The following is a 16,054-nucleotide window of genomic DNA, read 5'->3' on the forward strand; positions in this document are numbered from 1 at the left end:
CGCTCTCGGGCGCGTGCCACTACAACATCTACGACTGCCATGAAGGCGCGAGGCCGACGTTGGCTTAGCGCCTCCTCGATGGCTGCTTCGGGCCGACAGCAGACTTCAGCCGTTTGTTCGTCCAGAATAATTCCACGGCATCGGCGGCGCTGACCGCTCAACCGTCTGGCAAAGCGAGCCTCCGGATCGAGCCCAGGCAGTTCAGCCTCGATCCAATACAGCTCTGCAAGCCACTTAACGACTGAGCCGTTGCGGGTCGTCTCGACCAGCTCGCGCCAGGCGTGCGCCCTGCAATACGCAAGCCGGATGTCCGGGCCACCGCGCTCTGGGACTGTCTGTTTTTCAGGCCGCGCGGGACATCAGTCTATGGGCTGCGATGCGGGCTGAGGAGGTGAGCCGGACGGGCAATTTCGCCAGCATCTCCTCGGCGAACTCGCTGGCATTGTGACGCGCCTTTTCAAGGTTGCTGACCCTGGCCGGATCGAGCGTCTGCAGCGTGCCGCCGACGTCGAAGATATCGCGGAAGGCCGAGCGTTCGACGATCGGCGTTTCCAGCACCGATACCTGACGCTGGTTGAGCAGCGTCTTGACGGTCTGCAGGGCACGGGTCGTCACCATTGAATTGACGCGAGTGAGCACCACGGAGTGATCGATGTGGATGCTTCCCTTCTGTGCCAGGTATTGCAAAAGTTCCAGCACCTGCGCGCCGCCGCGAGCATCCATGGCGCAGCCCTGGATCGGGATCAGCACGTGGTCCGACAGGCCGATAGCCGTTGCCAGCAGCGGAGTGCGCGTGCCCGGCAGGTCGATGATGAAATAATCGGTCGATGCCTGGTTCTCGCGGATATGCAGCGGCAGCGACGTGGCGGTGACGAAGTCGATAACGGAGATGTTGGCAACCGGCCCGGACATCTCGCTCCAATGCGAAATCCAGTGCTGCGGATCGGCATCGAGAATGGTGACGCGGTAGCCTCTGCGAGCCAGTTCGGTCGAAAGCAGCAGAACCGCAGTGGTTTTACCGGCGCCGCCCTTGGTATTGGCAAATGTGATGACTGGCATGGTATGTCCTAGGCAAAGGGAGCTTCACCATCGCTCCGGCTTGCACCGGGGGGTCATGGTGCGTTTAACCATCCTTTCGAATTATGGTTAACAAAGTACAAACGTCGCCACCCTCATTTCATGCGGACATTCTCATAATCACGTCGGAACAGCGATATAAAGCTGCGAGACCGGGAGCGCTTTCGCCTCCCCCGGCCGTCGTCTGTGTTCGCTGCAACGGCTAGAAGCAATCGCGAAACAGCGTCTTGGTGTTTTCCAGCGTCAGCGGAACAGGATTGCCCCCGGCACTCGGATCTTCGATCGCCATCGCTGCGAGATCGTCGATCCGGTCGCTTGCGATCCCCATTTTGGTGAGGTTATCCGGGACACCGAGATCGGCCCGCAGTTGCAGCACATAGTCGTAAAACCCGTCGAACCCGCCGGGAATTCCAAGATAGGCAGCAGCCCGGGCGATCTTCTCCTCGATCGGCTTCCTGTTGAAGCGCAGCACAGCCGGCATGACGACCGCGTTGGTCATGCCGTGGTGGGTATTGTAGACGGCGCCGATCGGGTGGGAAAGCGCGTGGATGGCGCCAAGCCCTTTCTGGAAGGCGACCGCACCCATGGCGGCAGCCGCCATCATGTTGGCGCGGGCCTCGAGATCGGTGCCCTCCCTGACTGCGCGCGGCAGGAACTCCTTCACCAGCCGCATGCCCTCGAGCGCGATACCGGCCGACATCGGATGATAGAAGGGCGAGGAGTAAGCCTCGAGGCAATGGGCAAAGGCATCCATGCCCGTGCCAACGGTGATGATCTTCGGCATCCCGACCGTCAGTTCCGGGTCGGAAATGACGACGCCGGGCAGGAACTTCGGGTGGAAGATGATCTTTTTGACATGCGTCACCGAATTGGTGATGACGCTGGCCCGGCCAACTTCCGAGCCCGTGCCCGCTGTGGTGGGCACCGCAACGATGGGCGCGATACCGTCGACGTTGGCGCGCGTCCACCAGTCGCCAATATCCTCGAAATCCCAGACCGGGCGCGTCTGCGCCACCATGAAGGCGACGCACTTGCCGAGATCGAGGCCAGAGCCACCACCGAAGGCGACGACACCATCATGGCCACCATCCTTGAAGGCCTTGACGCCGGCTTCCAGGTTTTTCTCGTTCGGGTTCGGGTCGACTTCGGCAAACATCGCCCGCCCGAGGCCCGCTTCTTCCAGAATGTCGAGAGCCGTCTTGGTGATCGCCATAGTCGCGAGACCACGGTCGGTAATGAACAGCGGCTTCTTCATTCCGAGGCTCTTGCAGGCCTCGGCCAGCTCCGAAATACGGCCACGGCCGAGCTTCAGGGAGGTCGGATAGCTCCAGTTGGCAGTAATCGCGCTCATGCTGTCACCTTCTTCAGATGGTAGGATTTGGGACGTGTCAGATTGTGGAAGCCAAGTACGGACAGCGAGCCGCCACGACCCGTTTGCTTGACGCCGGTCCAGCAAAGCGCAGGATCGAGATAGTCGGCGCGGTTCATGAACACGGTGCCGGTCTCGATCTCGCGGCCAAGCCGGGCTGCCCGATCCGAATCCTGCGTCCAGAGCGACACCGTCAGCCCGTACTGGCTGTCGTTCATCAGTTCGAGCGCTTCGGCGTCGCTTTTCACCTTCATGATACCGACCGCCGGACCGAAGGTTTCCTCGCGCATGAACGCCATGGAGTGATCGACATCGACGAGGATCTGCGGCGCGAGATAGGCACCTCCGTCATCGGCCGGAAACAGTTTCGGGTCGACCAGCGCCTTCGCACCCTTGCCGACGGCATCTGCAATCTGTTCGCGGACAACCTTGGCAAACCGCTTGTGCGCCATCGGCCCGAGCGTCGTTTCCGGGTCGAGCGGGTTGCCAAGCTTGTAGTTCGATACCCAGGCAACGGATTTTTCGACGAAGGCATCATAGAGGGTTTCGTTGACGTAGATGCGCTCGATCCCGCAGCAGCACTGGCCGGAATTGAAGGTGGCCCCGTCCATCAGCGTGTCGACAGCCGCGTCCAGATCGGCGTCCTCCATCACGTAGCCCGGATCCTTGCCGCCAAGCTCCAGGCCAAGCCCGGTGAAGGTGCCGGCCGCAGCCCGCTCGACGGCGCGACCGCCTGCGACCGAACCGGTGAAATTGATGAAATTGAAGCTGCCTTCGGAGATCAACGCGTCGGCGATATCGTGCTCGAGAAAGACATTCTGGAACACATCGGCAGGCACGCCAGCCTCGACAAAGGCCTGCACCATGCGCTCGCCGACCAACAGCGTCTGGGCCGCATGCTTCAGGATGATGACATTGCCGGCCATCAGTGCCGGGGCAATCGTGTTGATCGCCGTCATGTAGGGGTAGTTCCAGGGCGCGATGACGAAGACCACGCCGTGCGCCTCGCGCTCGATGCGGCGTTCGAAGGTTACACTGTCCTCGACCACCAGCGGCGCAAGCGCGTCGGCTGCAATCGCCGCGACATAGTTCGAGCGTTCGTTGAAGCCGCGGAACTCGCCGCCATACTTGATCGGCCGTCCCATCTGCCAGGCCAGTTCCGGCACCACGTCATCGACCATCTCGTTCAGCCGCGCCACGCCCTTCATCACCAGTTGCACGCGGTCTTCAAGCGGCCGCCGCGCCCAGTCCTTCTGCGCCTTGCGGGCGCGGGCGACAGCCTCCCTCGCCTCCTCCAGCGACAGGCCGGGTCGCTCGGCATAGACCTCGCCGTTAACCGGCGAAATGCATTGAATCATGCTCATTCTCTCTGCTCCAAAAGGCTCAACAAGCCAATGTCTTGACGTGACCGGCGGCACCATAGGCTAGGATCGCACGGTCGCGGGTGATGATTGTCAGGTCGTGTTCGCGGGCGGTCGTCTGGCATGGCCAAGTGCCGCAAGGGCAAGTGGCAACAGCGATTCATTCCGAGCGCCGTCGATGTGTCCCATGACGGCCTTCAAAGATCGAGGGCAAGCCTAGCATAGTGCCTCTAAGGCAACAACAACCCACAACCATTGCGATTATCTCACGCCCGCTCGAACCCCCTCGCCACCTCCCAGTCCGTGACGCGCCGGTCAAAATCCTCCTGCTCCCATTCACCTGCGCGGGTATAGTGGTCGATGACATCGTCGCCGAGGGCTGCGCGCAACATCTTCGATTGCGTCATGGCAACCGTGGCCTCCCGCAAGGTCCGGGGGACTTCGCGCACGTCGCGGGCTGCGTAGGCGTCGCCGACAAACGCCGGCTCCAGCGCCATCTTTTTCTCGATCCCGTCAATGCCTGCCGCAAGTAGGGCCGCGAAGGCGAGGTAGGGATTGAGGTCCGAGCCTCCGACGCGGCATTCGATGCGGATGGCCTTGCTGTCGGCGCCGCAAAGACGATAGCCGGCCGTCCGGTTATCTGTGCTCCAGACGGCTTTGGTCGGCGCAAAAGTGCCCGCCACGAAGCGCTTGTAGGAGTTGATGTAGGGCGCCAGGAAATAGGTGATCTCGCCGGCATGGGCGAGTTGGCCGGCAATGTAATGCTGCATCAGGGACGACATGCCGTGCTCGGCCTTTTCGTCGAAGAACAATGGCGTCTTGCCATCGGCGCTCCACAGCGACTGGTGGACGTGCGACGAACTGCCGGCAGATGCGGCGCTCCATTTTGCAAGGAAGGTGATGGACTTGCCCTGGGACCAGGCGATCTCCTTGCAGCCGTTCTTGATGATGACGTGGCGGTCCGCCATGGTCAGCGCGTCGGCATAACGGACATTGATCTCTTCCTGCCCGGCCGATGCTTCTCCCTTGGAATTTTCGACCGGGATGCCGGCGCCCTGCAGGCCCTTGCGGATAGCGCGCATGACGCCTTCTTCCTTGGTCGTCTGGAAGATGTGGTAGTCTTCGTTATAGGCGCTGGCGAGCGGCAGGTTGCGATATCCGGATGCCTGCGCCTGCTCGTAGCTCTGGTCGAACAGAAAGAATTCCAGCTCGGTCGCCATGAAGGCCTTCATGCCCATCGCTTCGAGCCGTGCCACCTGCTTCTTAAGAATAGCGCGTGGCGAATGCGGCACGTCGGCATGGGTGTGGTGGTCGAGAACGTCGCAAAGCACCAGCGCCGTGCCCTCCAGCCACGGAATGCGGCGAAGGGTCGAAAGATCCGGCTTCATGGTGTAGTCGCCATAGCCCTTTTCCCAGCTTGTCGACGCATAGCCGGAGACGGTTTCCATCTCCATGTCGGTCGCCAGCAGGTAATTGCAGCTGTGCGTTTCCTTCCAGGCACTCTCGAGAAAAAACTCGGCCTGGAACCGCTTGCCCATCAGCCTGCCCTGCATATCCACCTGGCATGCGAGAACCGTGTCGATGCGCCCTTCGGCCACATCCTTCTTCAAATCGTCAAACGTATAGATGCTGCTCATAAAATCCGCCCTGACCCTTTAAATTCTGCGATCTCGTCGGTCTTGCGCCCGACGCCCCTGCCGACCGCCCTGTCGAGGAGCCGCCCGAAGGCGACCCCTCATGGCTCTATATCGCTCAGATTTCCCCGACTGCCGTCTCGGCAGCAGCAATGCTTGCCGCGCGACGGGCGACTTCCTCGCCGATCGGTGGCCCCTTGAAGCGCCGGTTCTCGAAGACCAGCCAGACGAGGGCCGTCAGCACGAGAAAGCCGACGGTGATGTAGAGTGCCCAGTCGTTCGGCGGCTGTACACCGATAACGAACATCACCACCATCGAGATCAGCGCCAGCACCGCCACGACGCGGAACAAGGTCGGACCGATGCTCCATGGACCCATTTTCGGCCATTTCGGCGTGCCGTAGGCGAGAAGGCCGAGGCCGATCGGAACGGCGAAAGAGAGAAACAGGAAGATGACAGTGCAAGACACGACGATGGCATAGGCCGAGGATTCGCCGATGGTGATCACCGAGGTGAGCCATACAAACAGCACCGACAGGATCGATCCCGTCCAGATCGCCGCAACCGGCGTGCGGAACTTGGGGCTAACCTTGGCAAGCGTGCTGGAGCCCGGAAGGCCCTTGTCACGCGAGAACGCATAGATCATCCGCGACACGGATGTCACTGTCGCCAGACCGCAGAGGAACTGCGATACGAAGATGGCGATGTAGAGGAGGATCTTGACCGTCGGGTTGACCTGGCTGTCCATCGCCCAGAAAAACACGTTCCAGCCCTGCTTGGCAGCATCTTCCATGTTGGGCAGCACCAGAACGAAGGCGCACAGCATGATGTAGCCTATGACCGAGGCCCAGACTGCGGCAGAGACCATGCCCTTCGGCACCGAGACGGATGCCTTCACGGTTTCTTCCGACGTATGGGCCGAGGCGTCGTAGCCGGTGATGGTGTAGATCGGCAGCAGCAGACCGAGCGCAAAGACCCAGGCACCCGAAACGGCCGGCCAGACCGGCGGCCCGCTCTGTGTTCCGTCCGCAGCCATCGTCGCCAATCCGGAATAATTGGTGAAGGTGAACAACCGCGAGAACTCGTAGGATGGTGCGCAGATCAGGCACACCACTGTCAGCGCCAGAGCCGCGCCGAGGATGAGGTAGCCGGACATGTCCGTGAGCTTGGCGGTGAGCCCGATACCCATGTGGTTGACCAGCGCCATGATGGCGGTGATCACGGCGACGAAGGTGATACGAACCACCACCGTATCCTCCATGCCGAAATAGGTGCCAAACGCACCGAAGAAGAAGTAATAAGTGCCGACATTGATGGCACCCAGAACGGTGATCAGGCCGAGCAGGTTCAGCCAGGCGGACAGCCAGCCTGTGAAGCGGTTGCCGAGGATGGAGCCCCAGTGATAGAGGCCACCGGCTGTCGGATAGGCCGACGATATCTGTGCCAGAGCCAGCGCAAAGAAGATCGACATCAGGCAACCGACCGGCCAGCCGATGCCGATGGCGATGCCGCCTGCGCCGGACGTCGCCTGCGCCAGCGAATTGATACCCCCCGACATGATGCAGATAATGGAAAATGAAATCGCGAAATTCGAGAACGAACTCATCCGTCGCTCGAGCTCCTGGGCGTAGCCCATGGAGTGCAGGATGCCGACATCCTGCTTCTTATCCAATTCGGTATAATCCGACATGTGAAACGTCCCCTTCAACCGAAAGTCCGCGGAATTGCGGACCGTCCCCATTTATGGCGTGGCAAATATGTTGCCCCGCCTGCCGCAGTTTGACTGTTCCCCGGGGTCTTTATTGTTCAGGCGTCCAGGCTACGCTGGATCAGCCCTGTCAGATAATCGGCCATGACCCCTTGGCCGACATCATCCACGATCAGGTCGTTGCGGACCTCGATCATGACATTCTTCAAATGGTTCGATACGCCGTGTAGTTGCAACGTGTGGGTAACCCCGTGTTGCGGCCCGTAGGGCTGGTTTCGCTCCGTTCGATAGAGCGGCGCTTCGCCTGCCAGCGCCAGCATGCGGTTCGCCAGCCGGTCATCCGTATCGTGCAGGATGCCGAGTTCGACCTCGCGGTACCGGCCGTCATAAATCGGCGTGAAACTATGAATTGTGACAATGACGCTGGCCATCCCCAGCGCCGTCCGGCGCAAGAGTAAATCGCGGATACGTTGATGAAACGGCACATACAGTGCTTCGGTCCGCGCCCTGCGCTCCTCGCTATCCAGCTGGCGATTGCCCGGAATATCATAGATTTCGCTCACCTCCGGCATGGCTGCGGGAGACTCCGGCGGACGGTTGCAATCGTAAATCAGCCGCGAAAAGCGCTGGTAGACCAAAGACGCATCGAGATTGCGTGACAGTCCCCTCGCAACCGCCAAAGCACCCGGATCCCAAGCGATGTGGCTGTTCCGCGCTTCTTCGGACAGGCCGAGATCGCCAAACCGCTCCGGCAACCGGGAGGATGCGTGCTCGCAGATCACCACGACCGGGCTGCGACCATCTGGTCGCTCGACGGCAACACATTCCCCTTCTTGTTCGCTCAGCACAGCCTGATGCATCAGCATCCCGGCCCTCCACCCAAAGTTTAACAAAACCTTCACAGAAAAGAATTCTTCAGCTTATGGCGAGTGTCAACCGTAAACTGAAATTATCTCTTCAATTTAGACATTGACTCAATATGTGACAGCGTTGTTTAAAGTGTCATGGAGACAGGCAAAGACCGTCCCTGGGGGCTAAAACAGAGTGATCAACGCATCGAAAACCGTGGCTGACGTTATCCATGCCCATTTCGATGGGCTGACGCGGGCCGAGAAGCAACTGGCGGAAAGCCTGCTGGACAATTACCCTGTCTCGGGCTTGGGAAGCATCACCACGGTTGCAGAAAATGCACGCGTCTCGACGCCGACTGTTGCACGCATGGTGCAGAAACTCGGTTTCAAGGGCTATCCGGAATTCCAGTCCCATCTGCACCAGGAGGTCGAGGCAACGATCTCCAATCCGCTGACAAAACGTGGGCGCTGGGCAAGCAATGCGCCCGGCACGCATATTCTCAATCGCTTCGCCGATGCCATCAGCGCCAACCTGCGCCAGACGCTCACCGATCTCGATACCGCCACCTTCGACAGCGTTGTCTCCCTGCTTTGCGAGAGCCGCCGTGAGCTTTATTTCGTCGGTGGACGCATCACCGGCGCACTGGCAGAATACTTTTTCACGCACATGCAGGTGATCCGCGCCAACACGACGCTGCTATCCGCCAATTCGAGTTCATGGCCGCAATATGTGCTCAACATGAACCCCGGCGACCTGCTCATCATCTTCGACATCAGGCGCTATGAGCTTGAAATGGTGAGCCTGGCGGCCGCCGCCCGCCGACGAGGCGCCGAGATTATCGTCTTCACGGACCAGTGGGCCTCGCCCGCCTCCAAACACGCAAAACATACCTTCCGCGTCCAGATCGAGGCGCCGTCCGCCTGGGATTCCTCTGTGGTGACACTGTTCATCGTCGAGGCTCTCATCGAGGCTGTCCAGAACTCGACCTGGGACGAGACGAGCGAGCGCATGAAGACACTGGAAGGCCTGTTCGAACAGACCAAGCTCTTTCGTAAAATCGGCTAGAGGAGAAGAAAAAAGGTCGGCAACACGACCACGCCGAAAACCGCTGATGCTATCGATATTCGAGCGCAGGGAGACGCGCCGACATCCCGGCAATTTCCCGCTAATCGGGTGCAAAACAACCGTCACACAAGCTTCACGCAATGTCATTAACAGCTTCGCCAGACACTGAAGATCAAGGAGAACAACAGTGACCAGATCTATTCATCGCCTCCTTTCGCTCTCGACCGCAATCGTCATGGCGTCCACCGCCATAGCCTCTGCCGCGCCGAGCGACGACCTCATTGCAGCCGCCAAAAAAGAAGGCTCGCTGACCACGATCGCCCTGCCGCACGACTGGTGCGGCTACGGCGACGTCATCGCAGGCTTCAAGGCCAAGTACGGCCTGACCGTCAACGAACTGAACCCGAACGCAGGTTCCGGCGACGAAATCGAAGCCATCAAGGCCAACAAGGGCAACAAGGGCCCACAGGCCCCTGATGTCATCGACGTAGGCCTGTCCTTTGGTCCATCCGCCAAGAAGGACGGCCTGCTGCAGCCTTACAAGGTTTCCACATGGGACTCGATCCCTGACAGCGCCAAGGATTCCGAAGGCTACTGGTACGGCGATTACTACGGCGTTCTGGCCATCGGCGTGAACAAGGACGTCGTCAAGGAAAGCCCGAAGAGCTTTGCCGATCTGACGGACTCCAAATATGCCAACGCAGTTGCCATGCCTGGCGACCCGCGCACCGGCAACAGCTCGATGATGACCGTTTACGCGGCCGGCACGGCCAAGGGCGGCAAGGGCGGCGCTGAAACAGCCAAGCTCGGCACTGCATTCATGAAGGACCTCAAGGCCAGCGGTAACCTGGTACCGGTCAACGGCAACGCCCAGAACATGGCGCAGGGCACCACGCCGGTCCTGTTCGACTGGGACTACAATGTCCTTGCCATGCGCGACAAGCTCGCCGGCAACCCGCCGATGGATGTCATCGTACCATCTGACGCCGTCATCGCCGGTGTCTACGTTCAGGCGATCTCCGCATTTGCGCCTCACCCGAACGCTGCCAAGCTCTGGATGGAATACCTTTATTCGGACGAAGGTCAGGTCGGCTGGCTGAAGGGCTATTGCCACCCGATCCGCTTCACCGACATGGCGACCCGCAAGGTCATCCCGCAGGCACTGCTCGACAAGATGCCAGCAGCTGAAGGCTATGCAAAGGCCATCTTCCCGACCCTCGAGGAACAGTCCGCAGCCAAGGCTGTCGTTGCTTCCGATTGGTCCAAGGAAATGGGCGCCAAGTAATTGGATCGATAATCTCGCGCGGATGCCGGCACCAGCCGGCATCCGTTTTCATTACTTGCTTCAAGGGTGTTGTGCATGAGTGTCGCGAATAACGCCTCCAGGTCACCGCCGGGATCGCCTGCGAAGGCGCCGACCGCCCGCCGGACTGGAGCCATCAACTGGGACTGGCTTGGCGTTGCGCCGTTCTTCCTGTTCGCTCTCTTCTTTCTGATCGCACCCGTTCTCTACCTGGTCACCGGCGCATTCGAGAATTCGGCCGGCGGATTTACATTCGACAATTTCATTGCGCTGACCTCCCCGACCATTCTTTCCGCGTATTCCCTCTCGCTGCGCCTCAGCCTCGTCGCCGCTGCGCTCGGTGCGGTTGCCGGCTTGCTTCTCGGATATGCCGTGGTGCTCGGCGGGCTGCCCCCCTGGGTACGCACCGCGTTCATGACGTTTTCCGGGGTGGCCTCCAATTTTGCGGGCATTCCGCTCGCCTTCGCCTTTATCGCGACGCTCGGCCGCCTTGGTCTGGTAACCGTGTTTCTGCGGAACGTCTTCGGTTTCAACCTCTATGGATCGGGCTTCAGTCTCTTCTCGTTCGCGGGCCTAGCGATCACCTATCTTTACTTCCAGCTGCCGCTGATGCTGCTGATTATCACACCTGCGCTCGATGGCCTTAAGTCGGAATGGCGGGAGGCTGCGGAAATTCTCGGAGCAGACCGCAGGCAATACTGGCAGATGATCGCGCTACCCGTGTTGATGCCGTCCATTCTGGGCTGCTTCCTGCTGCTGTTCGCCAATGCCTTCGGCACCCTCGTCACTGTCTACGCCCTCACCGGATCGAGCTTCGGGGTCGTTCCGATCGTCCTCTACCAGCAGATCCAGGGCAACGTGCTCTACAATCCCAACCTCGGCTACGCGCTGGCGGTCGGCATGGTTGTCATCATGGGGATCAGCAACACGCTGTATCTCGTGCTTCGCAACAAAGCCGAGAGGTGGCGCCAGTGACCAAGCGTTTCCCCATCGTCTCGACGTTCATCGTGATCGTTGCAGCATCCTATTTCCTGATACCGCTCTATGCGACCTTCCAGTTCTCGCTGCAGATGCTACGCGGACAATGGAGCTTTGCAGCCTACCGGTCGGTATTTTCGAGCGAGAAATTCCTGGCGACCCTCGGCTTCTCGGCCACCGCATCCCTGCTTGCCATCATAGCCGGCGCCCTCATCGTCGTTCCGACCGCCTACTGGGTACGCCTGAAACTGCCGAAAATCCGCCCGATGATCGAGTTCATCTCGCTGATGCCGTTGATCATTCCGCCTGTGGTTCTGGTGTTCGGATATATCCGGCTGTTCGGCTCCAATTCGTTCCTGCCCCTGACGATGTCGGAAACGGGAACGAACGTGCTGCTGGTCATCGGCTATGTCGTGCTGTCCCTGCCCTACATGTTCCGGGCCGTCGACAACGGCATGGCGGCCATCGACATTAAGACGCTGACGGAAGCCGCCGAAAGTCTCGGCGCATCCCGCTTGCGCACTGTCGCCCAGGTGATTTTCCCGAATATCCGGTCCGCCATCCTGTCCGGGGCCTTCCTGACATTTTCCATCTCGCTCGGCGAGTTCGTGCTCGCCAGCCTGCTGAACAGGCCGGCCTTCGGTCCGTACCTTGTGCAGACCGGGCAGGATCGCGCCTATGAACCAGCAGCACTCGCCATCATGTCTTTCGGGATCATCTGGTTCTGCATGGTGCTGATGCAGTTGTTTGCCACGAAAAGACCGGGACAGCGCTGGTTGCCGCGCCTGTCACAAAAAACTGCAAGGAGTGTAGAGCCATGAGCTTCCTCAGGATCGATTCGGTCAGCAAGAGTTTCGGCCCGAACACCGTTGTCAAAGATTTCAACATGGGCATCGAAAAGGGTGAGTTCGTCTCGTTCCTCGGCCCGTCCGGCTGCGGCAAGACGACGGTTCTGCGGATGATCGCCGGCTTCGAGACGCCGACTTCGGGCTCGATCCTGATCGGCGGCAAGGAACAGCGGGACCTGAAGCCGAACAAGCGCAACATCGGCATGGTCTTCCAGGCCTACGCCCTGTTCCCCAACATGTCGGTTTTCGACAATGTCGCCTTCGGCCTGAAAGTCGCCGGCGCGCCAAAAGCGGAAATCGAAAGCCGCGTCAAGGAAATGCTGTCGCTGATCAGGCTCGATCATCTGGCCGACCGCTTCCCCTACCAGATGTCCGGCGGCCAGCAGCAGCGCGTGGCGCTTGCCCGCGCGCTTGCCGTCAAGCCGCAGGTGCTGCTGCTCGACGAACCGCTGTCGGCGCTGGACGCCAAGATCCGCGTGTCGCTGCGCGAGGAAATCCGCCTCATCCAGCAGAAACTCGGCATCACCACCGTCTTCGTCACCCACGACCAGGAAGAGGCTCTCTCGATCTCCGACCGCATCGTCGTCATGAACGCCGGCCGCGCTGACCAGATCGGTACGCCCTTCGAGATCTACAATCACCCGGCAACGCGCTTCGTCGCCTCCTTCGTCGGGACGCTGAACCTGATCGAGGCGAAGGTCGTCGATCCCGCCACCAACCGTATCTCGATCGGCGACCAGGGCGTGACGCTGAAACAGTCGGTTACCGCCTTCAAGGCAGGCGACACGGTGTCGCTGGCGTTGCGGCCGGAGGCGGGATCGCTGTCCGAAGGTGCCAAGGGCGATACCTCGCTCACCGGCGATGTCACCTCGGCACATTTTCTGGGCTCGGTCATCCGCACCCGCATGAATGTCTGCGGCAACACGATTTCCTTCGACATGTTCAACGCTCCCGGCAAGATGCCGCCGGCCGTCGGCGAACGCGTCACCCTGCGCTTTGCCGCGGAAGACCTGCTGGTCATCAACGACTGATCTCCCTGTCAAGATACAGTGTTCACAAACGCCGGGTATTTCCCGGCGTTTTTGCTTTGATTTCTGTGTTGCAGCGCGGCATATTGACTATGTTCTCAGGGCGGGGTGCAATTCCCCACCGGCGGTATCAGGATCTGCGCGAATGCAGCGAATGGAGCCCGCGAGCGCCTTTCGCCGAAGAAAGCGGAAGGGTCAGCAGATCCGGTGCGATGCCGGAGCCGACGGTCATAGTCCGGATGGAAGAGAGCAGGCCTGATCGACGACCTTTCCGCGCGAAAGGTCTCGGGATCGGGCGTGTTCGCCCAAGGGATATTTGAAACCCTTGAAAGGCAAAACAGAACCATGACCATCTCCACACTACCGCAAAAAGGCAAGATCGCCCTCGTCCGCGCCCGCTGGCACGCCGAAATCGTCGATCAATGCATAGACAGCTTCATCGCCGAATGGAGCAAATACGACGATCGCGGCGCGGCCGCCGTCGAGGTCTTCGATGTGCCGGGCGCGCTCGAAATCCCGTTGCACGTCCAGACACTGGCCCGCACAGGCCGCTACTCCGCCGTGGTCGCCGCCGCCTTCGTCGTCGATGGTGGCATCTACCGCCACGATTTCGTGGCAGGCAGCGTGCTCGACGCGCTGATGCGGGTGCAGCTCGATACGGGCGTCCCCGTTCTCTCCGTCGTCCTGACGCCGCATCACTTCCAGGATACCGAGGCGCATCTCGGCTTCTTCAAGGAACACTTCGTGGTCAAGGGCCGGGAGGCAGCCAGCGCCTGCCAGCACATCCTCAGCGAACGCGCCCGCTTGATGACCTTTGCGGCCTGATGACAACAGGCGGCGTGCACTTCGCGCCGCCACGTCTGCCGGGATCATCGATCCGGATACAGCCTATCCCGGGGCTCGATGGCCGTGACACCAAATACCGCTTGAAATGCCCGCCGCGATCCCGCATGCAACCTGTGGAGTTGAGGCCCGAACATTTCAGCAGAGTGCATTGCCATGTCCCCCATGATGACGCCAGCAGCGGCGCCCCGCCGCCTGACCGCCCAGGATTTTCGAACGCTGGGCCTCGCAGCCCTCGGCGGTGCGCTGGAATTCTACGATTTCATCATCTTCGTCTTTTTCGCCACCGTCATCGGCAAGCTGTTCTTCCCGCCCGACCTGCCCGACTGGCTGGTGCTGATCCAGACATTCGGCATCTTCGCAGCCGGCTATCTGGTACGCCCCATTGGCGGCATCGTGCTCGCCCATTTCGGCGATCTATACGGTCGCAAGCGAGTGTTCGCCTTCTCGCTGCTGCTGATGGCGCTGTCGACGCTCGGCATGGCCGCCATGCCCACCTATGCATCCATCGGCATTGCCGCTCCCATCCTACTCGTCTGCCTGCGTATCCTGCAGGGGGCTGCCATCGGCGGCGAAGTGCCGGGCGCCTGGACTTTCGTCGCCGAGCACGTTCCCTTCCGTCGCGTCGGCTTTGCCTGCGGCTTCCTCTGCTCCGGCCTGACGCTGGGCATCCTGCTCGGCTCGTTCATCGCCGCTATCATCAACACGGTCTTTACTCCTGATGAAGTCGCCTCATATGCCTGGCGCATCCCCTTCCTGATCGGTGGCATCTTCGGCCTGATCGCCGTCTACCTGCGCCGCTGGCTGCACGAAACGCCAATCTTTGCCGATATGAAGAAAAGCCGGGCGCTGGTATCGGAACTGCCGCTGAAAGCGGTGCTGCGCGACTATCCGAGGGGCATTGTCATCTCGATGCTGCTGACCTGGATCCTGTCGGCCGGCATCATCGTCACCACGCTGATGACCGCCACCTTCCTGCAGAAGCTCTACCACTACACCGCCCAGCAATCGCTGGCCGCCACCAGCTTCGGCACGCTCTTCCTGATCGTCGGCACGGCAGCCGCCGGCGCCATTGTCGACCGTATCGGCTCCGGTAAATTCTTCACCGTCGCCAGCCTGTTCTTCGGCGCCGCCACCTTCGTCTTCTACAGCTACGCCGCCACCTCCCTGACAGTCATGTTCATCCTCTACGCGGTGATGGGACTGTCTGTCGGCCTCGTCGGCGCCGTTCCCTATGTCATGGTCCGCGCCTTCCCGGCCCGCGTCCGCTTCACCGGCCTGTCCTTCTCCTACAATGTCGCCTACGCGATCTTCGGCGGCCTCACGCCCATCGCGGTCAGCACGCTGCTGGCCATCAATCCGATGGCGCATGCCTATTACCTCCTCTTCATCGCCGCCCTCGCCTTCTGCCTCGGGCTCTACCTGATGGCCAAGGGCGATGAGATCGAAGCGCAAGCCGGCATCGAGGAACTGACGACGCGGCTGGCAGCAGGTTCCTAGACACCTTCAACGACCGTCCGGAGACAGCCAATGATCACCTGCCACCTCCGCTACATCATCGACGCCTACAAGATTGCGGAATTCGAGGACTATGCACGGCGGTGGATCCCCATCGTCAACCGCATGGGCGGCACCCATCACGGCTACTTCCTGCCCTCCGAAGGCGCCAGCAACGTCGCCGTGGCACTCTTCTCCTTCCCGAGCTTCACAGCCTACGAAGCCTACCGCAACAGCATGGCCGCAGACGCAGAATGCCAGGCGACGCTCGAACTTGAGGCGAAAAACCGCAGTATCATCAGCTACGAACGCAGCTTCATGCGGCCGGTGTTGGGGTAGCGACTGCGGGGCTGGCGATGAAGCTGATGCCGATAGCCACGAACTCCGGTCACCTAGCCAGGCTCGCGCCTTGCGAGGGTATGGAAGTGGGAACAAGTACCACCCTACTTCCCGCATTCGGGTGCTCGTCACAGGAATCCTGTACGCCAAGT

Annotated in this window: 14 protein-coding genes and 1 riboswitch; of the genes, 8 read left to right on the forward strand and 6 right to left on the reverse strand. The window is 60.6% G+C overall.

All coding sequences use genetic code 11. From position 1 onward, the window contains the following. Positions 1–342: 342 nt before the first annotated feature. The 6 genes from PR018_RS09265 to PR018_RS09290 form a co-directional block, all read right to left on the reverse strand. Positions 343–1,059 carry a ParA family protein gene (locus PR018_RS09265; RefSeq protein ID WP_142823231.1) on the reverse strand — a complete coding sequence of 239 codons (717 nt, stop codon included), beginning with the start codon at positions 1,057–1,059 and terminating at the stop codon, positions 343–345. Positions 1,060–1,279: 220 nt separating this feature from the next. Further along, entirely contained in the window at positions 1,280–2,428 is a 1,149-nt protein-coding gene (locus tag PR018_RS09270; protein ID WP_142823232.1) for an iron-containing alcohol dehydrogenase, read from the reverse strand. Continuing rightward, positions 2,425–3,810 carry an aldehyde dehydrogenase family protein gene (locus tag PR018_RS09275; RefSeq protein ID WP_142823233.1) on the reverse strand — a complete coding sequence of 462 codons (1,386 nt, stop codon included), beginning with the start codon at positions 3,808–3,810 and terminating at the stop codon, positions 2,425–2,427. Before PR018_RS09275 ends, PR018_RS09270 begins: the two co-directional genes overlap by 4 nt. Before the next feature lie 263 nt (positions 3,811–4,073). Then, positions 4,074–5,444, reverse strand: a complete 1,371-nt coding sequence (locus PR018_RS09280; protein WP_142823234.1) for a glutamine synthetase family protein — start codon at positions 5,442–5,444, stop codon at positions 4,074–4,076. A gap of 115 nt (positions 5,445–5,559) precedes the next feature. Beyond that, entirely contained in the window at positions 5,560–7,131 is a 1,572-nt protein-coding gene (locus PR018_RS09285; RefSeq protein ID WP_142831460.1) for an amino acid permease, read from the reverse strand. Positions 7,132–7,247: 116 nt separating this feature from the next. Beyond that, a complete protein-coding gene (locus PR018_RS09290; RefSeq protein WP_142823236.1) occupies positions 7,248–8,015 on the reverse strand; it encodes an N-formylglutamate amidohydrolase in 768 nt (255 codons plus the stop codon). Between the two features lie 178 nt (positions 8,016–8,193). Between PR018_RS09290 and PR018_RS09295 the strand changes: the two genes are divergently transcribed. From PR018_RS09295 to PR018_RS09330, 8 genes are all read left to right on the forward strand, one after another. Further along, positions 8,194–9,066: a MurR/RpiR family transcriptional regulator gene (locus PR018_RS09295; RefSeq protein WP_111222809.1), complete on the forward strand. Its 873-nt coding sequence runs from the start codon at positions 8,194–8,196 to the stop codon at positions 9,064–9,066. 187 nt (positions 9,067–9,253) lie between these two features. Continuing rightward, the gene (locus PR018_RS09300) at positions 9,254–10,351 is read left to right on the forward strand and encodes an ABC transporter substrate-binding protein (protein ID WP_142823237.1); all 1,098 of its coding nucleotides are present in this window, start codon (positions 9,254–9,256) and stop codon (positions 10,349–10,351) included. A 75-nt stretch (positions 10,352–10,426) separates the two neighbouring features. Continuing rightward, the gene (locus PR018_RS09305) at positions 10,427–11,344 is read left to right on the forward strand and encodes an ABC transporter permease (protein ID WP_142823238.1); all 918 of its coding nucleotides are present in this window, start codon (positions 10,427–10,429) and stop codon (positions 11,342–11,344) included. Next, complete coding sequence (locus PR018_RS09310; protein WP_111222807.1) at positions 11,341–12,168, forward strand: ABC transporter permease; 828 nt, start codon at positions 11,341–11,343, stop codon at positions 12,166–12,168. The genes PR018_RS09305 and PR018_RS09310 overlap by 4 nt, the downstream gene beginning before the upstream one ends. After that, positions 12,165–13,226 (forward strand): ABC transporter ATP-binding protein, encoded by a 1,062-nt coding sequence (locus tag PR018_RS09315; protein ID WP_142823239.1) that lies wholly within the window; start codon positions 12,165–12,167, stop codon positions 13,224–13,226. The genes PR018_RS09310 and PR018_RS09315 overlap by 4 nt, the downstream gene beginning before the upstream one ends. Positions 13,227–13,313: 87 nt before the next feature. Beyond that, a riboswitch (FMN riboswitch) is annotated at positions 13,314–13,478 on the forward strand. 90 nt (positions 13,479–13,568) lie between these two features. Next, the gene (locus PR018_RS09320; RefSeq protein WP_111222805.1) at positions 13,569–14,048 is read left to right on the forward strand and encodes a 6,7-dimethyl-8-ribityllumazine synthase; all 480 of its coding nucleotides are present in this window, start codon (positions 13,569–13,571) and stop codon (positions 14,046–14,048) included. 174 nt (positions 14,049–14,222) lie between these two features. Further along, complete coding sequence (locus PR018_RS09325) at positions 14,223–15,566, forward strand: MFS transporter (protein ID WP_142823240.1); 1,344 nt, start codon at positions 14,223–14,225, stop codon at positions 15,564–15,566. Positions 15,567–15,596: 30 nt separating this feature from the next. After that, the gene (locus PR018_RS09330; RefSeq protein WP_142823241.1) at positions 15,597–15,902 is read left to right on the forward strand and encodes an NIPSNAP family protein; all 306 of its coding nucleotides are present in this window, start codon (positions 15,597–15,599) and stop codon (positions 15,900–15,902) included. The last annotated feature ends 152 nt before the right edge of the window (positions 15,903–16,054 follow it).

It is taken from the genome of Rhizobium rhododendri, from assembly GCF_007000325.2.
GTDB classification, from domain to species: domain Bacteria; phylum Pseudomonadota; class Alphaproteobacteria; order Rhizobiales; family Rhizobiaceae; genus Rhizobium; species Rhizobium rhododendri.